Source organism: Bradyrhizobium sp. KB893862 SZCCT0404, from assembly GCF_018130885.1.
In the GTDB taxonomy this organism is placed as follows: Bacteria; Pseudomonadota; Alphaproteobacteria; order Rhizobiales; family Xanthobacteraceae; genus Bradyrhizobium; species Bradyrhizobium stylosanthis.
The window spans coordinates 368,200-391,720 of record NZ_JAFCLT010000009.1; the positions used below are offsets into that span (position 1 = coordinate 368,200).

21 protein-coding genes are annotated in these 23,521 nt (G+C 65.7%); 9 read left to right on the forward strand and 12 right to left on the reverse strand.

The genetic code is table 11. The annotated features are described in order from the left end of the window. Positions 1-344 precede the first annotated feature (344 nt). From JQ617_RS31555 to JQ617_RS31570, 4 genes are all read left to right on the forward strand, one after another. The gene (locus JQ617_RS31555; RefSeq protein WP_212029703.1) at positions 345-1,790 is read left to right on the forward strand and encodes a TAXI family TRAP transporter solute-binding subunit; all 1,446 of its coding nucleotides are present in this window, start codon (positions 345-347) and stop codon (positions 1,788-1,790) included. 329 nt (positions 1,791-2,119) lie between these two features. Beyond that, positions 2,120-2,338 (forward strand): hypothetical protein, encoded by a 219-nt coding sequence (locus JQ617_RS31560; protein WP_212029704.1) that lies wholly within the window; start codon positions 2,120-2,122, stop codon positions 2,336-2,338. Positions 2,339-2,468: 130 nt separating this feature from the next. Beyond that, entirely contained in the window at positions 2,469-3,578 is a 1,110-nt protein-coding gene (locus JQ617_RS31565; protein ID WP_212029705.1) for a cyclic nucleotide-gated ion channel, read from the forward strand. A 12-nt stretch (positions 3,579-3,590) separates the two neighbouring features. Then, entirely contained in the window at positions 3,591-4,376 is a 786-nt protein-coding gene (locus JQ617_RS31570) for an enoyl-CoA hydratase/isomerase family protein (RefSeq protein ID WP_212029706.1), read from the forward strand. Here the strand turns inward: JQ617_RS31570 and JQ617_RS31575 are convergent, their stop codons facing one another. After that, positions 4,377-4,811: a DUF6157 family protein gene (locus JQ617_RS31575; RefSeq protein WP_212029707.1), complete on the reverse strand. Its 435-nt coding sequence runs from the start codon at positions 4,809-4,811 to the stop codon at positions 4,377-4,379. Between the two features lie 17 nt (positions 4,812-4,828). Continuing rightward, complete coding sequence (locus tag JQ617_RS31580) at positions 4,829-5,473, reverse strand: glutathione S-transferase family protein (RefSeq protein ID WP_212029708.1); 645 nt, start codon at positions 5,471-5,473, stop codon at positions 4,829-4,831. 84 nt (positions 5,474-5,557) lie between these two features. Between JQ617_RS31580 and JQ617_RS31585 the strand changes: the two genes are divergently transcribed. Both JQ617_RS31585 and JQ617_RS31590 read left to right on the forward strand, forming a co-directional pair. Then, positions 5,558-6,538: a helix-turn-helix transcriptional regulator gene (locus JQ617_RS31585; RefSeq protein WP_212029709.1), complete on the forward strand. Its 981-nt coding sequence runs from the start codon at positions 5,558-5,560 to the stop codon at positions 6,536-6,538. Positions 6,539-6,674: 136 nt separating this feature from the next. Then, the gene (locus tag JQ617_RS31590; protein ID WP_063686766.1) at positions 6,675-6,917 is read left to right on the forward strand and encodes a hypothetical protein; all 243 of its coding nucleotides are present in this window, start codon (positions 6,675-6,677) and stop codon (positions 6,915-6,917) included. A 56-nt stretch (positions 6,918-6,973) separates the two neighbouring features. Here the strand turns inward: JQ617_RS31590 and JQ617_RS31595 are convergent, their stop codons facing one another. From JQ617_RS31595 to JQ617_RS31605, 3 genes are all read right to left on the reverse strand, one after another. After that, positions 6,974-7,921 carry a fatty acid desaturase gene (locus tag JQ617_RS31595; protein WP_212029710.1) on the reverse strand — a complete coding sequence of 316 codons (948 nt, stop codon included), beginning with the start codon at positions 7,919-7,921 and terminating at the stop codon, positions 6,974-6,976. Between the two features lie 15 nt (positions 7,922-7,936). Beyond that, on the reverse strand, positions 7,937-8,956 hold the full coding sequence (locus tag JQ617_RS31600; RefSeq protein WP_212029711.1) for an alpha/beta fold hydrolase: 1,020 nt from the start codon (positions 8,954-8,956) through the stop codon (positions 7,937-7,939). A gap of 151 nt (positions 8,957-9,107) precedes the next feature. Then, complete coding sequence (locus tag JQ617_RS31605; RefSeq protein ID WP_212029712.1) at positions 9,108-9,911, reverse strand: MBL fold metallo-hydrolase; 804 nt, start codon at positions 9,909-9,911, stop codon at positions 9,108-9,110. Between the two features lie 196 nt (positions 9,912-10,107). Between JQ617_RS31605 and JQ617_RS31610 the strand changes: the two genes are divergently transcribed. Continuing rightward, complete coding sequence (locus tag JQ617_RS31610) at positions 10,108-11,304, forward strand: MFS transporter (protein WP_212029713.1); 1,197 nt, start codon at positions 10,108-10,110, stop codon at positions 11,302-11,304. Between the two features lie 21 nt (positions 11,305-11,325). On the opposite strand, the gene JQ617_RS31615 is transcribed toward JQ617_RS31610, so the two are convergent. Beyond that, positions 11,326-12,174, reverse strand: coding sequence for an outer membrane protein (locus JQ617_RS31615; protein WP_212029714.1), 849 nt, complete (start codon positions 12,172-12,174; stop codon positions 11,326-11,328). A gap of 283 nt (positions 12,175-12,457) precedes the next feature. Between JQ617_RS31615 and JQ617_RS31620 the strand changes: the two genes are divergently transcribed. After that, a complete protein-coding gene (locus JQ617_RS31620; RefSeq protein WP_212029715.1) occupies positions 12,458-13,408 on the forward strand; it encodes an AraC family transcriptional regulator in 951 nt (316 codons plus the stop codon). On the opposite strand, the gene JQ617_RS31625 is transcribed toward JQ617_RS31620, so the two are convergent. From JQ617_RS31625 to JQ617_RS31635, 3 genes are all read right to left on the reverse strand, one after another. Continuing rightward, the gene (locus JQ617_RS31625) at positions 13,405-14,412 is read right to left on the reverse strand and encodes a zinc-dependent alcohol dehydrogenase family protein (RefSeq protein ID WP_212029716.1); all 1,008 of its coding nucleotides are present in this window, start codon (positions 14,410-14,412) and stop codon (positions 13,405-13,407) included. The genes JQ617_RS31620 and JQ617_RS31625 overlap by 4 nt on opposite strands. A 15-nt stretch (positions 14,413-14,427) precedes the next feature. Then, complete coding sequence (locus JQ617_RS31630; protein ID WP_212029717.1) at positions 14,428-16,041, reverse strand: acyl-CoA synthetase; 1,614 nt, start codon at positions 16,039-16,041, stop codon at positions 14,428-14,430. Between the two features lie 68 nt (positions 16,042-16,109). Then, positions 16,110-16,877: a FadR/GntR family transcriptional regulator gene (locus JQ617_RS31635; RefSeq protein ID WP_212029718.1), complete on the reverse strand. Its 768-nt coding sequence runs from the start codon at positions 16,875-16,877 to the stop codon at positions 16,110-16,112. Positions 16,878-17,044: 167 nt separating this feature from the next. On the opposite strand from JQ617_RS31635, the gene JQ617_RS31640 reads away from it, so the two are divergent. After that, positions 17,045-18,250 (forward strand): ABC transporter substrate-binding protein, encoded by a 1,206-nt coding sequence (locus JQ617_RS31640; RefSeq protein WP_212029719.1) that lies wholly within the window; start codon positions 17,045-17,047, stop codon positions 18,248-18,250. A gap of 49 nt (positions 18,251-18,299) precedes the next feature. On the opposite strand, the gene JQ617_RS31645 is transcribed toward JQ617_RS31640, so the two are convergent. From JQ617_RS31645 to JQ617_RS31655, 3 genes are all read right to left on the reverse strand, one after another. Further along, on the reverse strand, positions 18,300-18,788 hold the full coding sequence (locus JQ617_RS31645) for a DUF2059 domain-containing protein (protein ID WP_212029720.1): 489 nt from the start codon (positions 18,786-18,788) through the stop codon (positions 18,300-18,302). A 47-nt stretch (positions 18,789-18,835) separates the two neighbouring features. Next, entirely contained in the window at positions 18,836-20,053 is a 1,218-nt protein-coding gene (locus tag JQ617_RS31650; protein ID WP_212029721.1) for an OpgC domain-containing protein, read from the reverse strand. Between the two features lie 373 nt (positions 20,054-20,426). Beyond that, positions 20,427-23,483, reverse strand: coding sequence for an ATP-binding protein (locus JQ617_RS31655; RefSeq protein WP_212029722.1), 3,057 nt, complete (start codon positions 23,481-23,483; stop codon positions 20,427-20,429). Between the last annotated feature and the right edge of the window lie 38 nt (positions 23,484-23,521).

Here is a 23,521-nt window from a genome sequence, read left to right on the forward strand (position 1 = left end):
CGCCCTCATTGACGTGACAAGAAAGATTGGAGCGTTCAGCGCAACTTCTTCTTGGACCGGTCAAATCGCCGGGACGCCTAATTTATGACATCTCCCGCGACGGAATGCAGCCGGGGGGAACCGGAAAATCGCCAAGTGTGGCTAACTGGTGATAGGATGACCAATCGCCGCGCAGCACCGAGTAAGGTTACCTCCGGCTCGAAATTTGCATTCCAATGCCGGCGCGCTATCATCGTCGGCAGAGAATATCGTTCTTTTTTCAGGCGTTTACGAATTACAGGGCGTTTGCCGCGATCGCACCAGCGAGCGGCCCGCCACCCAAGAATAAGGCCAAGAGTGCTGCCATGAGTGCCGAGGGCCCCAATTCATCGCAGGCCGAGCCGCCGCCGCGGCGGCCCAAGGTGATCAAGACAAACCAGCAACAGGTCCTGCTGTACGTCGTGCTGACCCTGCTGCTGTCGCTTGCCACCGTCTGGGGCGGCCGCGCCATGCTGCACAATTCGGAGACGCTGACCTTCGCCGTCGGCGCTCCCAACAGCGACGAGGCGCTGTTCGCGGCCAAGCTCGCCGCGCTGCTGAAGAGCAACGCCTCGCGCTTCCGGATCAAGATCGTCAACAACGGCGACAATGCCAAGGCGCTCGCACTGTTCGACCGCCGGCAGGCCGACCTCGCCGTGCTGCGCACCGACGCCAAGGTGCCGCTGCGCGCGCGCACGCTCGCGATCCTCGAGCACGATCTCGTGCTGCTGCTCGGTCCCGGCAACAAGAAGATCAAGTCGCTCGCCGAGCTGAAGAAGAAGAAGGTCGCCGTGCTCGCCGAGAGCGATTCCTCGCTGGCTTTCGTCCGCGGCATCCTCGACATTCCCGACGGTCCCGACGCCGCGAAGATCCAGATGGCGCCGCAGGGCGTAATGCTCGACAAGCTGTTTGCGCCGGCCAACGGCTTCGCTGCCGTGATCGCCGTCGTCCACGCCTCGAAAGCGATTCGGGACAAGGGCTATGAGCAGGCCGCCAGGCGCGGCGGCTTCACGCTCAACGCCATCGACGAGGTCAAGGCGCTGGCCCGCAAATTCCCCGGCATTTCCGACGAGACGCTGACGGCAGGAACGCTGGCGGCCTCGCCTCAAATTCCCGACGATGATCTCGAGACGATCGGGCTCGAATGGCTGCTCGTCGCGCAATCCAGGATGTCGTTGACCACGGCGGGAGAGCTGGCGCGCACAATCTACGAGAACAAGTCCGCCCTCGGGCTCGACAGCGGCTTCGCCAGCCGAATCGAGCCGGCTTCCGTCGAGAAGGACGCCTTCGTGATGGCGCATCAGGGCGCGGCCGACTACATCAACGACGACACCAAGTCGTTCATGGATAAGTACAGCGACATGATGTACCTGGGCGCCGCCGCGCTCAGCGTCATCGGCTCGATCTTCGCCGCCATCTACGCCAAGATCACCCGCATCGCGCCGGAGAAGGCCAGCGAGCTCTCCACCGCGATCCTCGACATCGGCGAGCGCATCGAGCACGCCCATTCGCTCGACCAGCTGGAGTGCCTGCAGGACGAGCTGGAGGGCATCCTGCGGGGCGCCGTCATCGGCCTCAGGGACGGCACGATCAGTACCGACGGGCTCGACACCTTCAAGCTCGGCTACGAATTCGTCCGTGACGAGATCGGCATGCGCCGCGATTATTTGAAGCGCCACGCCGGCGAAGCCGAGAAGGCCGCCCGCGACGCCACCGCACCGCAGCACGACGACAGCAATGTCGTGGTGGTGAAAACCGCGCAGAGCGCTTGAGCGCGCCGCCCCTCGCGTGGCCGGGAGCATTTTCCTTGCCGCCATCCTTGAGACGCCCGCCTTTGGCGGGCCCTCAGGATGAGGCCGGAGTGCGTGGCTGCAATTTGCGGACCCCCGGTGTCGCTTAGCCTATCCTGGGGAGACTGCAGGAAGCGGTCGTCTCGAAGGACGAGGCGTGCGCGAAGCTCGCCGCCAGGAGGGCACAAACCATAGCCCTGCGGCGAGGCCGGGGGGCCGGCGGGTGTTTCTCGCCCCGCCAATGGCCGGTCCCGCTGGAACCGGTCCGACCCGCAACCGTTGGCTTCCCGATACAACCGGAGAACGCGCCCATGCGTACACTCCTCGTGATCTTCCTCCTGGGAATGCTGGCAGCAGTGGGCTATTTCGCTTATTCCGCGATGACGGTCGAAGGCGAGCCGATCCCGACGGAAGGCTATGTGGCCCTCGCGCTTGGGGCCGCTTTCTCCGTCGTTGTCGGGATCGGGCTGATGGTCCTGCTGTTCTTCAGCAGCCGCCGCGGCTACGACGAGCCGCCGCATTTCCGATAGCGGCCCAGCCCACCGATTTGACGATGCTGCAGTGCGCGCGGCCGTCGTTGACGGCCCCGGCGCGGGCAGGCACTTTGGCGCCGCGTTCCCAGCCGGGACCGCAACAGCCAAGACCGAGCCGCCTTCCCGCATGTCCACGCCGCTGATCTCCGCTCTGGCCCAGTTCGTGGCCGCCACGGCCGGCCGCAACATGACCAAGGCGGCCTATGTAGCGGTCGGCGTCGGCGTGGTCAGCATGGTGCTGCTGACGGTGAACCCGGCCTATGAGGATACGCATCGCTGGGTCGATGTCCTGCTGTGGGCCTGCCTCGTCTATTTCGTGTTCGAATGGCTGGTCCGGCTGCGCCACATGGCGCGAACGGGGCGCCTTGCGCTCTACGTGACGTCTTCCGCCGGCATCGTCGACGCGATCGGGGCATTGGCCGTGCCGGTCGCGCTGATCCTCGGCGTCGAGCCGAAGACGGCCTGGCTGCTCAGCGTGCTCTGGGTCCTGAAGGTGGTGCCGGGCATTCCGGGCCTGCGGCAGCTTCGCCGCGTGCTGGTACTGGAATCGGGCCCGCTGGTCAGCGTGCTCGTGATCTTCCTGATGGTGGTCTTCCTCGCCTCCGTCGCCGAATATTTCCTGGAGCGGGACGTGCAGCCGCAGACCTTCGGCAGCGTCCCCGCCGCGCTGTGGTGGGCGGTGGTGACGCTGACGACAACAGGCTATGGCGACGTCGTGCCTGTTACTCCGCTGGGGCGGATGGTGGCGGCGCTGGTGATGATCTCCGGCCTCGGCGTATTCGGCCTCTGGACCGGTATTCTGGCGACGGGCTTTGCAGCGGAGACGCGGCGCGACAATTTCCTCAGGACCTGGGAAGCCGTCAGCAAGGTGCCGTTCTTCGCGGCGCTCGGACCCGCCGCCATCGCCGATGTCACTCACATGCTGCGCACCATGGAGCTGCCGGCGCGCACCATGATCATCCGCAAGGGTGCGCAGGGCGACTGCATGTATTTCATTGCCGCCGGCGAGGTCGAGGTCGACCTGCCCGGCAAGAAGGTGCAACTCGGCGAAGGCGCCTTCTTCGGCGAGATGGCGCTGCTCGGCAACAACAAGCGCGGCGCCAACGTCTCGACCACCAAGGTGTCACGCCTGCTGGTGCTCGATCTCGTCGATTTCCGCGTGCTGATGGCGCGGCATCCCGACCTTGCCGAAACCATCGATGCGGAAGCCAGGCGCCGCACGCTCGAAAACAAGTAAAAGGAGACAAGAATGTCGGAGACAGCCGACGCGGCCACCGGCCCCCTGCTCGAAATCACGGGCGCTCGCGCCACCATCCGCCTCAACCGGCCGAAGCATCTCAACCGGCTCCAGGCCGAGGATCTCGGCGAGCTCCTGAGACTGTTCGACGCCGTCGAGGCCGATCCCGCCATCCGCGTGCTGGTGCTGACCGGCACCGGCCGCGCTTTCTCCGCCGGCTACGATCTCAATTCGGTCGCCGAGCGCGCGGTGAGCGCCAACGAGCAGCAGAGCGCGGGCTCGGCCTTCGAGGTGGTCGTCAATCGCCTCGAGGATCTGGGCGTGCCGACGATCTGCCGGCTCAACGGCGGCGTCTATGGCGGCTCGACCGATCTCGCGCTCGCCTGTGATTTCCGCATCGGCATCGACACCGCCGAGATGTTCATGCCGGCGGCGCGGCTCGGGCTGCATTACTACCGGAGCGGCATCAAGCGCTACGTGACGCGGCTCGGCCTCGACAATGCGAAACGGCTGTTCCTGACGGCGCAGAAGATCAGCGCGCCGGAGATGCTGCGGATCGGCTACCTCACCGCCATGGTGCCGGAAGAGACGCTCGACGAGGAGGTCGACAGGCTCGCAACCATCCTCGCCGGCAACGCGCCGCAGGCCATGCGCGGCATGAAGCGCGCGATCAACGAATTCGCACGCGGCGAGCTCGACGAGCAAGCCGCCGACCAGCGCCACCGCGACAGCATGCGCGGCGACGAGATCAAGGAAGGCATCAAGGCGTTCGCGGAGAAACGGGCGCCAAAATTCTGATCACGCCCGCTTCGACCGCATCGCGCGCACCTGCGTGAGCTTGGGATCGCGGACGAGCGCCTCGTAGCGCTTGCTGTCGACGGCGTAGATCGCGATCCGGCCCTCGCCGTCGGCATGAACGCCCCAGCCGAAGCGCTTGCCCAGGCTCGACGCCCTCATGCACGCCTGCCCCCGCGAGAAGAACGCCTCGCGGGCCGCACGCTTCGCGGTTTTCGTCGCCTTCACATCGAGCTCGCGTCCCGGCGCAGAGGTCGCGAAGATCACGTCGTCGGACGTGTATTTGTAGGGTGCCTTGGCGATCATCCCGTATTGCAGGCACGCGACCGTGGGCTTTCCCCCGCGCAGCGGCGGCTCCTCGCCGGTACGCGCGGGACAGTCTTCGGCAACCCGGATGAAGGTGTTGAAGCAATTGGTCGTGTGCATCGGCTTCGTCATCTGCACCCCCGGATCATTCAACCACCCGCAGCCTTGGCATGCTGCGCCGCCATCTCATCGTCGGCAGCATTGATGCGCTGGAACGCCGGGCGCGCGGTCATGCGCTCGGCGTAGCGGACGAAGACGTCCGTTTTCGGCACGATGCCGAACATCATGGTCCAGCTGAAGGCGACGCCCCACAGCACGTCCGCGGCGGTCATGCGCTCGCCGAGCAGGTAGGGGCCCTTCGCCAATTGCGCTTCCAGCGCACCTAGCATCGTATCGTAATCCGCATAGGGCGATTGCGTGATCGGCGCCGGCTCGCGCTGCATGAACTTGTCGATCATGGCCGGCTCGAACGAGGCGCCGTAATAGGCGATCCAGCGCAAATAAGGGCCGCGCAGCGGATCGGTCAGCGCGGGCGTCAGCCCGGCCTGCGGAAACAGGTCGGCGAGGTAAATGGTGATCGCGACCTGCTCGGTCACGAGCTCGCCGCGATGGTGGATCGCCGGCACCTTGCCGAGCGGATTGACGGCGAGATAGGCGGCCTGGCGCTGCTCGCCGGCCTTCATGTTGAGAACGTGGAGATCGTAAGGCGCCCCCAGCTCCTCCAGCAGCACCCGCGTGCCGGTGGCGCGGCTTTGCGGCGAATAATACAGGGTGATGCGGTTCGGATCGGTCATGGCGGGTCTCCATCTGGCCAACTGGCGATGGCGCTTGTAGCGGACCATACCTGACATCCTGTGTCAGGTATGGTTTAAGGGATCATGCGCGCGAGCCGGATGCTGTCGATCCTCACCACCCTCCAGGCCAGGGGGCAAGTCACCGCGCCCGAACTCGCGGAAGCCTGCGAGGTCTCGGTGCGCACGATCTATCGCGACATCGATGCGCTCGCGGCCTCGGGCGTCCCTGTTTATGCCGATCGCGGCGCGGAAGGCGGCTATCGCCTGCTCGACGGCTATCGCGTCCGGCTCAACGGCCTGTCGCAGAGCGAAGCCGGCGCGCTGTTCCTCGCGGGGCTCCCGGGCCCGGCGGCGGCGCTCGGGCTGGATGCGGCGATGATCGCCGCGCAGAACAAGCTGATGGCCGCGCTCCCTGCGAATCTGCGCGAGGATGCCGGCCGCATGCAGGAGCGTTTTCACCTGGACGCACCGGGCTGGTTCGGCGAGGCGGAGGAGCCGGTGCATCTGCGCGCCATCGCCGGCGCGGCCCTGCGCGGGACGCTGATCAAGATCCGCTATCAGAGCTGGCGCTCGGAGAAGCAGCGCCGCGTCGCCCCGCTCGGTCTCGTGCTGAAAGGCGGCAGCTGGTACCTCGCCGGACAAGTCGACGGCAGCGTGCGCACCTATCGCGTCGCGCGCGTGCTCGACTGTACCGCGCTCGATGATCGCTTCGATCGTCCCGCCGCTTTCGATCTCGCCGCCTATTGGCAGGCCGCGACGCTTCGCCTCGAAGCAGAGATGCATCCCAATGTCGCGGTCGTGCGGCTGTCGCCGTTCGGCGTCAAGCTGCTCGGCGCACTGAGCCAGCCTTACGTCAAGGCGCGCACCGAGATCGAAGAGACCGCCGATGCCGACGGCTGGCGCATCGCGCGCGTGCCGACCGGCAAGACATCATGGCACGCCGCGGCCGAATTGCTGCGGCTCGGCCCCGAGGCGGAAGTGCTGGAGCCCGCCGATCTCCGCGAGAAGATGGCCGAGATGACGCAGGCGATGGCCGCGCGCTATGGCGCGGCGCAGAAAGCCTGACGGCGACGCACCTCGCCGCAGCCGACGAAACAATCCTGAAACACGATTCTCGGTCAGCGCCATGAACGCATTCGCGTCTCGTGCCGACGGAGATGCAGGGACACAACAACGGCCTCGCGCCAACTGGAGAATGAAAATGTTTCGTAAGCTTGCTCTTGGTCTGATCGCTGCCGGCTCGCTCGGCGCTGCCGCTCTCGCGCCCACCGCCGCTTCGGCCCACGGCTTCCATCACTGGGGTCATGGCTGGGGCCCGGGCTATGGCTTTGGCGGCATCTACGTCAACACCGGCGTCAGCAACTGCTACCAGGAGCGCGTCGTCCAGACCCGCCACGGCCTGCGCGTCCGCGTCGTGAATGTCTGCGCCTACGGGATCTACTGATACCTCGCTATCACGACAAAGCTCCGGTCGCATCGCGGCCGGAGTTTTGCGTTTGGCTAGCTCCCCTGCCGCTGCCGGCGAAACCAAGCCCAGGTCTCGCGCGTCGTCCTGATATAGCCGCGGCCGCGATAGACGATCTCGCCGTCGACGATCGCGTTCAGCTTCGGCAGCGCGTGAAACGGAATCGACGGATAGGCGTGGTGCTCGACATGGAAGGGCATGTTCCACGCAAACCATTTCACGACGGCGCCGGTATAGGTGGTGCGGGTGTTCTCGAAGGCGCTGCGGGTGCGGTCGCAACCGGTGTGCTCGGCATAGAGATACGGCCGCAGGAAGAATTGCCCGATCGCCAGCGGCACGATCCAGACCCAGAGCAGCAGCGCTGAGGAGAACCACAGCGAGAGCGCGAGCAGCAGCGCGTAGAGCGCGACATAGGCGCGCGCCTCGGCCACGATGGTGCCGCGCTTGCCCTCGGGAATCCAGGGCACGACGACCTTGCCGGTGACGGCATGGCCGAGCATCAGCCGCAGACGCCCGGCGACCTGGAGCAGGCCGCTATAGGCCATCGCGAGCTGGGTATCGGAGGCCGGCTTCACGCCGACGATCAGCTCCGGGTCCTTCTCGGGATCCTGGGTGTAGCGGTGATGGTCCCAGTGGAACAGGCAGTAATATTCGTAGGGCAATCCGATGATGAAGGCCGAGAGATAGCCGACGGCGAGATTGAGGCCGCGGCTTCTGAACGCAGTCTTGTGCGCGGTCTCGTGCACCGCCATGAACAGGAAGGCGACGAGATAACCCTGCACCGCCATCAGCGGCAGCGCCCACAGCATGCCATGACGCGACGTCACCGTCCAGATCAATGCGCCAACCAGGACGATCATGCCGTAGTGACCGAGGCTCTGCACCGCGCCGCGCAAATTCGAGCGCACCGACAATTCGCGCAGCATCGCCGGGCTCAGCGGTTTCAGGCGATGGCCGGGCTCTGAAACGGTCGCGTCAGTCATGATCGGACACCTGCATTACTTGGCAAGAAGCGCCGCGACCTCGGCCCTGAGAAAGGCCTGGTCGCGCGGATTGTTGACGGGGTTGCCGGCACGATGGCCGTGTTGCGACGGGATCGGGTGCAGCACGGCGGATTTTGCGTTGACCAGCCTGGGGAGCTCGTCCTCGTTGTCGCGGACGTCGAAATAACGATCGGTCGCGCCAGGCATCAGCAGCATATGCGCCGTGATCGCCGCGAGAGCGCGGTCGAGATCGCCGCCGAAGGCCGCGCAGGCGCTGATATTGCCACGCTGCCAGATGCCGGCCTGTGCCAGCAGATCGTTGGCATCGCGGCGGGCGAAGGTCGTGTCCCAGTTACGGACGAGATAGTCCTCGAGCGAGGTAAATCCGGCCTCGCGCCAGAGCTCGTCGCGGTAGAAGCCGTGCGACATCGCCCAGCCCGCATAGACGCGCCCCATGGCGCGGTAACCGGCCGTGGGCTTCTCGACGAAGCGCCCGTTGCGAAAGGCGGGATCGCCCGACAGCGCGGCCTTCACGCTTTCGAGAAACACATGATTGTAGGGCGCGCAGCGGGCGCTGCCGCAGACCACCGCGGCACGCGCGACCATGTCGGGGTGCAGCGCCGCCCAGTGATAGGTCTGCATGCCGCCCATCGACCAGCCATAGACCAGCGCCAGCTTGGTGATGCCGAAGCGCTCGGTCAGCAGACGGTGCTGGACCGCGATCGCGTCGTGATAGCTGACGAGCGGGAACGGCCCGTCGCCGGAATTCGAGGGCGAGGAGGACAGGCCGTTGCCGAACAGGTTCGGAATGACGATGAAATGGCGCGTGGGGTCGAGCACGCCGTCGGGGCCGATCAGCCATTCCGTGTCGAAATGCTGCGCGCTGAACGAGGTCGGATAGAGGATGACGTTGTCCTTGGCCGCGCTCAGCGTGCCATAGGTCTTGTAGGCGAGTTTCATCGCGGGGAAGACGGCGCCCGACTGAAGCGTCACGTCGCCCGCCTCGAAGATCTCGTAGTCGCGCTGCCCGGTCATGCGTCCAACTCCCGCTCACGCGGCCGCAAAATGCGTCCGCCGCAACAACGATGCATCGTTCATGCCGGACCGGCAACGCATCGTTGCGCCGCCACCAATAACTGTACTTATAGTACAGTTATTGAGCTGAAGCAACGGGATTCTTTCCGCGTCAGGCGATGGCCGCGATATATCGTTGCACCGACGCTGCGAATGCGGCCTTGGCGCCGCCGGCGACGTTGCGTCCCCACCAGGCACCATAGATGCGATCGAAGGCGAGCGGCTCGACGGCGGCCGCGATCCGCCGCACCGCGGCTGCGTTGAGCGGCATGTAGTTCGGATAGGAGTACATGAAGCTGACGAAGCGGCGGTCCATCGTCACCTGCGCGATGTCGCCGGTGAGCAGCGCGCCCTTTCGTTCCGCACCACCTGCCCAGTGCAGCATGGTGGCGCCGGCGAAATGACCACCGGTGCGCAGCAGCAGCACATCATCGGAGATGCGGTGCTGATCACCGCTCCAGTGCACGATCGACGCATGCGGCCGCGTCACCCACTGGCGGTCGTCCACGTGCAGATAGACCGGCACACCGCCGAACGCCTCGCTCCAGTCGGCCAGCGCGCCATAATAATGCGGATGCGAGATCGCGATCGCCTTGAGGCCACCGAGCGCGCGGACATGCGCGATCGCCTCCGGCGTCGCCAGTGGAATGCAGTCCCACATCACGCATCCCCCGCCGGCAGGGACCAGCAGCGCGCGCTGCGCGATGGCAAAGCTCGGCTCGAGCGCGATGCCGGTGAGGCCGAGATCGTCGCGGCAAACGAGGCGATGGCCTTCGGCCAGCGCCTCACGTGTGAGGAAGGTCTGCCCCTTCCAGTTCACGAACTGCCGTTCATCCTCACAGATCGGACACGCGGCAGGCGGTTTTCCGCTGTCCGGGAATTGCGCGCCGCAGGTTTCGCAGGTCCAGAGGGGCATGGCAGTGATCCGGAAGGGAGGGTGGGACACAGATGAGGTGACATCGCAGCCCTCCAACCGCAAGGACGGAGGAACCAAGGCGATGAGCACAAGTTACTTTCCGGTCCGCTCCGGCACCAGTAGCCGGTCATGTCAGCCCGTCTTGTCAGCCCTGCTTGTGCAAGACCACTTCTGCCGGCAGTCGCTCAGCGTCTCGATGACATCGCGCTCCCCTTCCCGCATCTGGCCCCTCTACGCCGTCAACTTCTTCATGGCCGACATGCAGTCGGGAATCGGGCCGTTCGTCGGCGTGTTCCTGCAGGAACGCGGCTGGGCCACCGGATTGATCGGCACCGCGCTGACGATCGGAAATGTCGCGGGCATGCTGGTGACCACGCCGATCGGCGGCTTCATCGATTCCAGCCGCAACAAGCGGCTGTGGGTCGTCATCCCCGGCATCTGCGTGGTGCTTGCATCCGCGATCATCCTGATCTCGCAGAATTTCTGGGCGGTAACGTTCTCGCAAGTGGCGCAATCGCTGGCGAGCGCCGCCATCGTGCCGGCGGTCACAGGCATCACGCTCGGCATCGCGAAGCAGAAGGGCTTCAACGCGCTGAACGGGCGCAACCAGGCCTTCAACCATGCCGGCAACATGGTTGGTGCGGCGTTGTCGGGCTATCTCGGCTACAAGTTCGGCTACGTCGCCGTGTTCGTGTTGGCGGCCGTGTTCGGCGCCATCGCGATCGCCTGCGTCATGATGATCCCCGCCAATTCCATCGACGATCGTCAAGCCCGCGGCAGCAAGGAGGACGAGAGCAACAATCCACCGGATGCCATGACCGTCTTGCTCAAGCACAAGCCGCTCCTGGTGCTGGCGCTTGCTCTTGCCATCTTCCATCTCGGCAATGCGGCGATCGTACCGCTCTATGGGCTCGCGGCCGTTGCGGAGGGGCAAGCCAATGGACCAAGCTTCGTCGCCACCACCGTCGTCATTGCTCAGGGCGTCATGGTGGTGACCTCGCTGATCGCGATGAAGGCCGCGAGCAAGCGCAATTACTGGCCGGTGATCCTGGTCTCCTTCATGTTCCTGCCCATTCGCGGCGTGCTCGCCTTCTTCGTCACGGGATGGTGGGGCGTCGTGCCCATGCAGGTGCTCGACGGCATCGGCACGGGACTGCAGACGGTCGCCGTGCCCGGCATGGTTGCGCGGTCGCTCGACGGCAGCGGCCGCATCAATCTCGGCCAGGGCGCCGTGATCACGGTGCAGGGCGTCGGCGCGAGCCTCAGTCCCGCGCTCGGCGGCTGGATCGCGCAATGGATCGGCTACGGCCCGACCTTCCTGCTGCTCGGCAGCTTCGGCCTCGCGTCGATCGCGCTGTGGATGGCCTTCGGAGCGACGGTGAAGAAGTATTGAGCTTCACCGCCACCGCCGTTGTCACGGCGCAAATTGCCGGTTCAGACCGATCCTGAAGGTATGAAGCTCGATGTCGCTGGCCGGCATGCTGGTCGCGGGGATCGACAGAGAGAGCTGGCGGCCGAGGTTGAGGTAGAGATACTCCGCCTTGAGCGACCAGCGCGGCGCGAATGACCATTCGCCGCCGCCACCGACCGCATAGCCGATATTGTAACCGCTTGCCGAGGCATGACCGTTCAGTGCGCCGGGAAAACCGGGTATCGGAAAATTGTTGGTCAATCTGAGATGAGTGCTGTCGATGCTTGCCTTGACATGCGCCCAGGCGAGACCACCCGTCGCGTAGAGCAGCCAATTGTTGCTGGCATAGCCCAGGCGGCCGCGCAGCGTGCCGAGATAGTGGATATCCTGCGTCACTGTCACGGTGCCGGTGTAATTGTCGAAATCGCCGACCAGGAAAACGGGACGGAATGCATAAGAGCCTGACGCCCGCCCGCCGATCCCGGCGGCGCTGACGTCGGCTTCGACACCTGCGACCACATTTCCGGCCTGCCAGTTGTAGCCGGCCTGCAATCCGCCCAGCCAGCCGGACTGATCGACACCAAGCGTGAACGGCGCCGACGCGGTCGAGGTCAGGTTGTTCACGCCGGGAAGCAGCGCCGGCAATGCACCAGGATCGACCCGCGCCGAATTGCCGTCGCCGGTGGCGTAACCGGCGTGAATGCCGGCATAGAAGCCAGTCCAGCTGAACACGGGCAGCGGCGCAGGCGGCGCCTTCAGCGCGATGTCGGCGGCGGTTGCCTCGGTGGCGCACAACGCAGTCAGGCCAAGCGCCAGAGCAGCCGGCAGCAGATCGCTCGCACGAGATGTCATCGAATCTTTCCCTTCCAATCGTCCGTCATTGCGCTGGCGACGATAGGCGGGTCGCGATCCCTGTTCGTGGAGAGGCGCGAAGCAGCGCATGGACTGAGATGAAAGTCAGCGACAACGGCGCCGCGTGTTGCGGTCAGGGCACACCGGCTGCGGCACCTGGTCGCGGTCTCGGAGCGTCATCGCGAGTGGCTTATCACGCAATTTCGCGCTTTTGCCATTGCAGTGTACTGGTCTGACGATACAACCTGCCGCAAATCGCCAACAAACTTGCGCTTCCCGATCGATGATCCAGCCTCAACTCTCATTCGATGGCGACCCGAACGGTCCGGCCTACGAACGATGGCGCGAGCAGTTCTGCCGTCAGGTGGCGAACGTTGACTTCGTGCCGGTCGGTGATGGGCGTGTTCACCGGACCATCGCGCCGGCCATTCTGCCCCGCCTCAGACTCTCGGCCTCGTTCGGCACGCCGATGTCTTTCGTGTCGCTGGGGACGAACGACGAATTGGTGATTACGATGTCGCCGAATTCCGCACTCAGCGGGACCATGGGAAAGCGACCGCTCGAGGTCGCCGCCGGCGACGTGACGATCGGCGATCCCTCGATCAAGGGCGCCTACATCACCCAGACGGGGCATGGCAATTTCCAGACCGCGCTGCTGCCGCGCAAGGCGTTGCTGCGCGCCTGCCCGAATGCGGAAGATTTGATTGCGCGGTCGATTCCCGGCGTCAATCCGATCACGTCGATGTTCCTGCGGTATTACGACCTCGCGCATGCGCATGCCGACAAGCTCGCACCCGCGGAGCTAGATGCGGTCTCGCAGCATTTGTTCGACCTCTCGGTGCTGATGATCGGCGCACGCGGCGATGTCGCCGAGGAGGCGCGGATGCGCGGCCTTGCCGCAGCGCGTTTCGAAGCCATCAAGGCCGACATTCTGGCGCAGCTCGACAGCGCCGCATTATCGCTGCCGGAGCTTGCAGCAGCGCATCGCATCAGCCCGCGCACGATCCAGCTGCTGTTCGAGAAGGCCGGCATCACCTATAGCGGCTTCGTGCTCGAGCAACGCCTGCTGCGCGCCGAGCGGCTGCTTCGTAATCCGAGCCTGCGCTCACGCAAGATCATCGAGATCGCGCACCTCGCCGGATTCCACGACGTCTCCTACTTCCATCGCGCGTTCCGCCGCCGCTTCGGAGCGACGCCCGACGATATCAGGAGAATGGCCGGCGAGGCCGGCTAGGGAAACTCGACGACGATCTTGCCGAAATGGCCGCCCTGCTGCATCAGCCTCAGCGCATCGGGCACGGCGTCGAAGCCGAACACGCGGTCGATCACCGGCCTCATCGCATTGCGGCCGATCGCGGCCGTCATGCCCTCGAACATGCGGCGGCTGCCGACGGAGAGGCCGATGACGTGCAGATTCTTGGCGAACAGGCTCGGGATCGCGATCTGCTGCGAGAAGCCTGTGAGCACGCCGATTACCAGGATGGTGCCGCCCACCCGGGCGGCCTCGAGCGATTGCGCGAACGTGTCCTTGCCGCCGACCTCGACGACGTGGTCGACGCCGCCGCCGGTCCACTCGGCTGCCGCCTTGCCCCATTCCGGCACGGAACGATAGTTGATGGTGTGGTCGGCGCCGAGCGCCCTGGCGCGTTCGAGCTTGTCGTCGCTCGACGACGTCACGATCACGCTGGCGCCGGCAAGCTTGGCGAATTGCAGCGCGAAGATCGACACGCCGCCGGTGCCCTGCACCAGCACGGTGTCGCCGGGCTGAACTTTTGCTTCCTCGAACAGCGCGCGCCAGGCGGTGAGCCCGGCGCAGGGCAGCGTCGCAGCTTCAGGGAATGACAAATGCGAGGGAATGCGGCTGACGCCCTCGGCGTCGAGCACCATCACCTGCTGCAGCACGCCGGCTCGTGTGCCGCCGAGCGAATAGCGCCGGCTGGCCGCCGAAACCTTCCCGTCAATCCATGACTGGAAGAACATCGGACAGACGCGGTCGCCGACAGCAACGCGGCTCACGCCCTCGCCGACCGCGATCACCTCGCCGGCGCCGTCCGAGAACGGGATCAGCGGCAATCGGGTGACGCCGCCCTTGCCCTGGATCGTGAGCAGGTCGCGATAGTTGAGCGATGCCGCCTTCATCCGCACCGCGACCTGGCCCGGGCCGGGCGCCGGCTCGGGCAGCTCGACCAGCTCCATCCCCTCGATCGACCAGTCGCGCGCAACCTGCCAGGCTTTCATGGGACGCGCTCCGCCTCAGGTGCCAAAACTCTTCTGGACCGCCTTGTCGAGCGTCTCGCCGCCGACGAAGCGCTGGCGCAGTTCGCGCTTGAGCAGCTTGCCGCTCGGATTCTTCGGCAAGGCATCCACGAAGATCACGCGCTTGGGCACCTTGAAATGCGCCATCTGGCCGGCGCAGTGCTTGATAACGGCGTCCTCGTCGAGCGTCTCGCCGGTCTTGACCACGACGATCGCGGTGACCGCCTCGATCCAGCGCGGATCGGGCAGGCCGACGACGGCAACCTCGGAGACCGCGGGGATGCGGTAGACCATCTCTTCGACCTCGCGGCTCGCAACGTTCTCGCCGCCGGTCTTGATCATGTCCTTGACGCGGTCGACCACGGTGATGTGGCCCTCTGCATCGACGGTGGCGAGATCGCCGGAGTGAAACCAGCCGCCGCTGAACGCCGCCGCGGTCTTGACGGGGTCGTTGTAATAGCCGGAGAGCAGATGCGGCGAGCGGTGCACGATCTCGCCGACTTCGCCGACCCTGACGTCCTCCATCGCGGTGTTGACGACGCGCGTCTCGACATTGAGCACCGGCTTGCCGGCCGAACCGGCCTTGCGAAGCTGATCCTCGGGTCGCAGCACGGTCGCAAGCGGCGCGATCTCGGTCTGGCCGTAGAAATTCCAGAACTTTACATTCGGCAATCGGCGTTGGAGTTCGAGCAGGACTTCCACCGGCATGATCGAGGCGCCGTAATAGCCCTTCTGCAGGGTCGACAGGTCGGTCTTGTCGAAGTTCGGCGAGCGCAGCATCGCGATCCAGATCGTCGGCGGCGCGAAGAAGGACGTGATCTTGTGCGCCTGGATCAGCGCCAGGATATTGTCGGCGGTCGGCTTGCCCGTGATCACGCCAGAGGCCCCGAGGTAAACTTGCGGCCCCAGGAACACATCGAGCTGGGCGCAGTGGTAGAGCGGCAGCGCGTGCAGGAATTTGTCCTCGACGCTCATGCCGCCGTCGATGATGCAGCTGACATACTGCCACATCACGGCTTCATGGGTCAGCATCGCGCCCTTGGGCAGCGATTCCGTGCCGCTGGTGTAGACGATCTGCGCGAGATCGCGGCTATCGACGGAGGCCTCCAGGAACGAGCCGTCTGCATGAAGCAGATCGTCGAACGTGGTGAGGCCCGCGGGCGCGGAGGCCGGATCCTCGCCCGGCAGCCAGATCATCTTCTCGACCGCGCAATCCCTGGAGCCTGCGGCCTTTGCCGGCTCCACGAAGTCGGGCCCGGTCGCGAGCAGCTTGGCGCCGGAGCTCTTGAGGATGAAGTTGATCTCGTCCGGATTGAGCATGAAGTTGATCGGCACCAGCACGGCGCCGATCCGCGCCAGTGCGAAGCGCAGCGCTGCGAAGGCATGCGAGTTGCGCGAGAGTACTGCAACGCGATCGCCCTTCTTCACGACGAGGCCGAGCAGGCCGCGGCCGAGCCGATTGCAGATCGCGTCCATCTCGGCGAAGGTCCAGCTCACGCTGCCGCAGCTCACCGCAAGCTTGGCCGGCTCGCGCCCTGCGGAGCGGCGCAGGAGATCGCCGATCGAATGCTCGCGCGCTTTCGAGATGGTGGCTGCGATGTCCCCGGTCATGTGTCCCTCCGTATGATGTCTTTATTGGTTGGATTTCCGGTCTGAAATCTTGCGTCTTCTTTTGCGCGCTATCTGCGCCGGGCCGCCTGCGCGTGCTCCATGTACATGTGCTCGACCGACCGATCGAGCGAGGCGATCTTCTCGAAGCCGCGCCGCCAGTCCTGCAAGTGCCGGCGGGTCCACAGCACGCCGGCCTCGCGGTCGCGGCGGCGGATCGCATCGATGAGATGGCGGTGCGCGGCGACGAGGCGCGGGCCGCCTTCGGCGACGCCCGTCACGATCATCTCGGTGGTCGGATAGAACAGCTGCGCCGCCGGCTCGCGCGCGAGCTGGAGCACGCGGTTCTGCGAGGCCTTGGCGACAAGCACGTGGAATTCGGCGTCGCATTCGGCAAGCGCGGCGGGATCGCCGACCACGGCTTCGCTGCGTGCGAGATTGTCGGCGAGTTCGGCGACGTTCTCCTCGCTCGCCCGCTCCACCGCGCCCTCGATGCTGGCGACTTCCAATGTCATCGAAGCCTCGTAGAGCTCGCGGAAGGTCACCTCGTGCAGCACCAGGGCGCGGCTGAGGCGGCTCGCGAGCTTGCTGTAGCGCGGCAGGCAGGCGTGCAGGCGGCGGGAGGAATCGCGGCGGATCAGCCCGCCCTCCTCCAGCACGCGGATGCCTTCGCGAATGGTCGAGCGATTGACGCCGAACTGGCGCACCAGATCGTGCTCGGTGCCGATGGGGTCTCCCGGCTTGATGCGGCCATTGACGATCTCGCGTTCGATGGCGTCGGCGACCTTCTGATAGGCCGGCGCGATATCGATCGGGCGGAAGAGCGGCGCAAGGGGCAAATTCTGGCTCCGATGGCGATTGTCCGACAAACTATAGGACCGAACCGGAAAGCGCGTCAAACTGCAGCATTCTCGCCGCATCTGCCGCAAATTGACTCCGCCGGAACCCCGCTCTAACTTTGTCGGACAAAGGGACAGAATAGTCCCGAACAAGAGGAAACGTATCCATGAGACCTATCGCAGCACTCGTGTCTGCGGCCGGCTTGCTGTCGGCTGCCTTGATCGTCCCCGCCTCCGCCCAGCAGACCCCGCTCAAGATCGGCGTGCTCTCCGACTTCTCTTCGGTCTATTCCGATATCGGCGGCCAGGGGAATGTCGAGGCCACCAGGATGGCCATCGACGATTTCGGCGGCCGGATGTTCGGCGAACCGATCAGCATGGTCTCGGCCGACGTGCTCAACAAGCCCGACGTCGCCTCGACCATCGCCCGCAAATGGTGGGAGACCGAGGGCGTCGACATGATCATCGACCTGCCGACCTCGGCCACCGCGCTCGCGGTGATGGAGTTGTCGAAGCAGTACGAGAAGATCATGATCGTGACGGACGCGGCGAGCTCCGACATCACCGGAAAATCCTGCTCGCCCTACACCGCGCACTGGACCTACGACACCTATTCCAACGCTCACACCGTCGGCAGCGCCATCGTCAAGAACGGCGGCGACACCTGGTTTTTCCTCACCGCGGATTATGTGTTCGGCCATTCGATCGAGCGTGACACCGGCGATGTCGTGAAGGCAGCGGGCGGCAAGGTGCTCGGCAGCGTCAAGCATCCGCTCAACACGGCGGACTTCTCGTCATTCCTGCTGCAGGCGCAGGCTTCCAAGGCCAAGATCATCGGGCTCGCCAATGGCGGCGGCGACACCATCAACGCGATCAAGCAGGCCGGCGAATTCGGCATCGTCGCCGGCGGCCAGAACCTCGCCGCGATCGTGATGTTCATCTCCGACGTGCACAGCCTGGGGCTGAAGCTCGCGCAGGGGCTGATCATCACCGAGGCCTATTACTGGGACCTCAACGACAAGACCCGCGCCTTCGGCAAGCGTTTCATGGAGCGCGTCAGGCGCATGCCGACGATGAACCAGGCCGCGACCTACAGCGCGACGCTGCATTACCTAAAGGCGGTGCAGGCGGCCGGCACCAAGGACACCAAGACGGTGATGGCCAAGATGCGCGAGCTGCCGGTGAAGGACGCCTTCACCGACAACGGCATCCTGCGCGAGGACGGCCGCATGGTGCACAGCATGTATCTGTTCCAGGTGAAGAAGCCCGAGGAATCGAAGGGGCCGTGGGATTACTACAAGCTGCTCGCCGAGGTCCCGGCCGACCAGGCGTTCCGTCCGCTGAAGGACGGCGGCTGCCCGCTGGTGAAGTGAAGCGGCAGGCGCGCGAGGCATTTGCCCGCGCGCCTGATGGGGGCGCGCCTCAGAGCTTGTGCCCCTTCTGGCGCAGCGCCTCGAGCAGGCGCTGCTTCAAATCGTCGGCCGCCTTCTGGCTGACGTCCTGGCCGATCTGCGCGCTCGCCTGCGCCAGCGCATCCGACTTCTCCAGGAATTTGCGGCCCGCCGGCTGGGCATAGAAGGCTTCGATCTGGCGCAGCTCGTCCACCGTGAAGGTCTGGGCGTAGAGGGCGGCGATCTGGTCGATCATGCCGTTGAGAAACGGCGTGTAGATCTCGGCGCCGGGCGCCGTCATCGCATCGTAGTCGCGCTCGATCTCCGGCCTGTCCTGCGCGACCACGGGGCGGAGCTTGAGCAGGAGCTGCGGCAGCAATGCGCGGTACTGGTCCGCGATCTTCAAGGTGACGACGAGCTTGCGCGCTGCGCTCATCGCCTCCGGCGACGGAGCCTGCGCCGATGCGCCGCAGACCAGGAACAGGAGAGTGCCGGCGATCGTCAGCAAACGTCTGGACATGAATCTCTCCGTTGGACCTCTCCGGGACGATGCAGGGCCGGTGATCTTCAATGCCCCGCCGGGGCGGCGTTGGCGGTCGCGGCCGGCGCGCGTTCCAGGGCGGGATCGGCCTCCTCGACCTCCGTCACCTTCACGAACAGGTTCGGCACGCGCTCGGCCCGCCCGAGCAGCCAGGCGGCGCCGATCATGATCGCGATGCCGACGAGGGAGACGGCGAGCTGCTCCCAGAAGCCCTTGCTGTACTGCGTCAGGATCCAGTGCGCCGAGAACGACAGGAATACGCCGAGGCAGAAGATCGGCAGCGAATGCTGGCCGCAGACGATCACCGGGCGCAGCCAGGCCGCATGCAGCGCCCGCCATTTGCGCGAGATGAAATACGTCACCCAGATCGCCAGCGCCATGAAATGCGTGAAGCGCAGCATGTCGAGATCGGTCTTGTCGATCGGGTAGATCGCCTTGATCATCCATTTCGGGATCATCGCCTCGAGCGCCGGGACGTGCCAGGTCATCACGATCAGCAGCGCGAACGCCAGCCACGCCGCCGCGAGCGTCATAACCGTCCGCGACCACACCCATTTCGCGATCGTCTCGATCTGGCCGATGCCGCACCAGGCCGCGAACACGAACATCAGCTGCCAGCAGAACGGGTTGAAGTACCAGTGGGTGCCAGGCGGATAGGACGCCACGTTCCAGTCGAACCAGCGCGACAGCATGTAGAGCACGACGGAGCCGGCGAGCGTCAGGTTCGGCCGGCGCACCAGGCACCACACGATGAAGGGCGATGCGAACACCAGCGTGATGTAGAGCGGCAGCACGTCGAGATTGACCGGCTTGTACTTCAACACGATCGCCTGCCCGATCAGCTCGTCCGGATGCGACAGGAAGTTGAACACGTTGAACTCGTGCTCGTACATCGGATTGTCGAAGCGGCGCGCGGTGCGCGCGATCTGCGCGGTGAACAGCAGGAACAGCATGATGTGGGCGACGTACATCTCGGCCGCCCGCCGCCACAGCCGCTTGAGCGCGGCGAGAAACCATCCGCCCGCGACGATCGGCCCGTAGATCCAGCCGACGAGGTAGCCGGAGATGAAGACGAAGAACTCGGCGGCGTCGCTGAAGCCGTAGTTGCGCAGCGTCAGCCAGGCCACGACGTCGTGCGGGATGTGGTCGAGGAAGATCATCCACAGCCCGATGCCACGGAAGAGATCGAGCCGCAGGTCGCGCTCGACCGGTGCCAGGAGTGCCGACTGGTCTCGTGTGATCATGGCCCCCGCCTCATCGGGTGGGCGTCGCGCCATGGCGGCGCCGGTAAAATGGAATGCTAAAAAATAGAGATCAAAAGTCACCTGGCCCCATGGCCAGCTGCCCACCGAAGGTAGCCGACCTTCATACCCGCGCAAGGGCCTTCGTGTTTGCAGCAGCACCGACCGCCGCTGCGCCGCGCCGAAACGAGGCCGCTGCAACACAACTGCGAAAACAAGCCCATGCACAGTAGAAGCGAAAAACTAAGCCATTGTTTTATCTAGCAAATCAAAAAGGGCCGTCGGGCGAAAAAACGCCGCGGCGTATCTCATCTGCGGGACGCGGCGATCGATCGGCAAGGGTCGGCAAGGGTCGGCAAGGGGCAGGAAGTTACGGTCAGGTCAGTTGATCGCCCTTCGCCAGTCCCTCGTTCAGCATCGCCGCGGCCTTGTGCTGGAGCGGCAGTGCGCCGCTGTCGGAGGCGATCGCGATGCTGGCGCGCAGGGCGGCGAGGATCGCGGCCTTGTTCTCCTCGCCCGAAGCCGGCGTCGCCACGGCTTCGCCGAACAGCGCCTCGGCCTCGAGACCTGAAAACCCCTGCTGCCGCGCCGTGTTGCGGGCCTCGCGCAGCATGTTCTGCGCGGCCTGGACATCGCCGAGGCGGTGGGTTGCGAGCGCAAGATAGATCGAGCTGCGCAGCACCGCCGAGGTATAGCCGACCGCCTTGGCCTCCTCGCGCGCCTCGGTCAGCATGCCGCGCGCCCGCTCGAACAGCCCCTGCTCGAGATAGGCGATGCCGAGATGGCAGGCCAGCACCGGCACGAACAGCCGGATGCCGTGCTTCTGCGCCAGGACGAAGCCGTCTTCGAGGATGGCGGCGGCCGCCGCCGGATCGTTGCGGCCGAGCTTGAGCCAGCCGCCGCTATAGGCCGCGGCGACGCGGTCATAGGGACGGCCGGTCTCTTCCGCGATCGCGGCGGCCTGCTGCTGGAGACGTTCGGCGAGATCGAGCTCGCCCGTGACGGTAAGGGCGATGCTGTTCATCATGCAGCACAGCAGGAGCAGCGATCGCGGCGTCGTGCCGATCGGGGCACTTGGCGCCGAGCCCGCGAGATGGGCGCGGGCCGCGGCCAGCATCTTCTCGGCCTCCCGGTAGCGGCCGGCCAGAAAATACGCCTGCCCAAGTCCATATTGCGCGAGATTGCGCCAGCCGGGATTGCCCGAGCTTTCCGCCAGATGCACGACGTCTTCGCCGATCGCGACGGCTTCGAGCGGCGTTCCATAGAAGTTCTGCGCACCCGCCCGCACCGTCATGGCCGCGATCTTGCGTCCGATGTCGTTGATCGCATCGGCCCGCCGTTCGGCCTCGCTGCCGAGATCCATGGCTTCGGCGACGCGCCCCGAGCCGGAGAAAGCCAGGCGCGCTTCCATCCGGACGTCAATGGCGGCCGCCTCCCGCGCGGGCGTCATCGGGGTCTTGTCGAGAGCGCCCATCGCGATCTCGAAATAATCGACCGCGTCGGCATAGGCCGAGCTCAGCAGGCATTTTCGCGCAGCGCTCCGGCCATGGTCGAATGCCTTTTGCCAATCCTTGGCCCGCGTCGCGTGATAGCACAGCGTGTCGGGACCGTCGGCCCATGCTTCGTCGGTCTCGAGAGCAGCGAGAATGCTGGCATGGATGCCTTCGCGCACCTTTTCGACCATCGAATCGTAGGTCACCTGCCGGACCATCTCGTGCCGGAACTCGAGCGAGTCCTCCAACTCGCTGTCGATCCTGACCAGCAGCTCGGCCCGGTCGAGCGCGGTGAGGCACTCCTGCAGAACGTCTTCCGGCAAGGCCGCGACCTTCCGCAACATGGCCTGGTTTGCCCGGGGCCCGAGCGCCGCGGCGATCTGGAGCAGCGATCGTTCCTGTCGCGGCACGCGATCCAGCCGCGCCGCGATCACACCCTGGATGCTGCTGGGGATGCCGAGCTCGTCGACGGGACGCGCGAGGGACAGGTCGCCCCACTGGCCGAGAAGCATGCCGCTGTCCTTCAGGCTGCGGCAGACTTCCTCGATGAACAGCGGCACGTTGGCGGTGTGAGAGATGATCCGGTTCTTCAGGTCCGTGTTGGCGGTGTCGGGGCCGAGCATCTCCGTCAGCATGGCCAGCCCCGAATCGTCGTCGAGAGGCCGCATCGCCACGATTTCCGCCTGACAGCGCGCGATCCACACCGGCATTCCGCTGGGCCTCGTCGTCAGCAACACCAGCAAATCAGGACATTGCAGCGCCGACAGGGTGGCGACCACCGTATCGCTGGCGCGGTCGATCCAGTGCACGTCCTCGACCAGAAGGATGGTGCGCTGGCGACGGGCGACACTCTCGACGATGGCGCAGCTCGCATCCGAGATTGCGCGGCGGCGGGCGTGCGGCTCCAGCTCGTCCCATTGCGGATCGGAGATCGGCAGGTCCAGCACCGCGTCGACCGCCCGCTGCTGCACCACCGGCAATGAATTTCTGGGATCGTCCGTCCCGGCCGGATCGCGCGCGGTGCCACCGAGCACCGAGAGCAGCAGACGCTTCAGCGCGCTGTACGGTGCGCCCTGCAGATTCGGGCTGCACTCGGCGTCGATCAGCCGCCAGCCCCCGGCCCGGAGGTCCTGCGCGAATTCATGCGCCAGGCGCGACTTGCCGATCCCGGCGTCCCCCATCAGCAGGACCGTCCGCCGGCCGGCGGCGACCCGCTCCGTCGTACGCCATAGCAGCGCCCGCTCCGTCGTGCGGTCGACGAATCGGGACACGCTGCGGGCGCGCCTGACCCGCCAGCTCGAGAGATCGCTTGCGCCCATGACGCGGTACACCGGCAGCGGCTCGCCGAAGCCGCGCAGCGTCCTGCGGCCGAGGGATTCAAAACGGACATGCCCGTCCGCGAGCTCCTGGCAGGCTTGGGAGACGTAGATCTGGTTCGCCTCGGCCGCCGCCTCCAGCCGCGCGGCCAGATGCTGAGCGGCGCCGCCGATCTCGTAGACCTTGGAAAATTCGCTGGCGACCATGTAGGCCACCACATGGCCGGAGTGCAGGCCGACCCGGACCTGAAGTCCGGGATCGCCCAGGCTGCCGACGCGCCGGACCAGCTCGATGGCGGCGTGGCAGGCCAGCGGCGCGTGGTTGTCGTCGGCGATCGGCGCGCCGAATACGGCGGCCAGGCCATCGCCCAATTCCTTGCTGACGATGCCGCCGAACTGGCGCACCGCGCCCCGCATCGCGGCAAGCGCGGGTTCAAGGCGCGAGACCGCCGCCTCGGGCTCCAATTCGGCGACCAGTCCCGTGGAATCGACGACGTCGGCCCGCAGTATCGTCACGAACCGCCGTTCGCTGTCGGGCTCAACGCGCTCGCGGACCGCCGCCCCGCATTTGGAGCACCAGCTGTCGCCTGGACCAATCGCCGACTGACACGCGAAGCAATGCATTCCAGTGCCTTCAACGAACTGCCCTCGGCAGTCCCGCT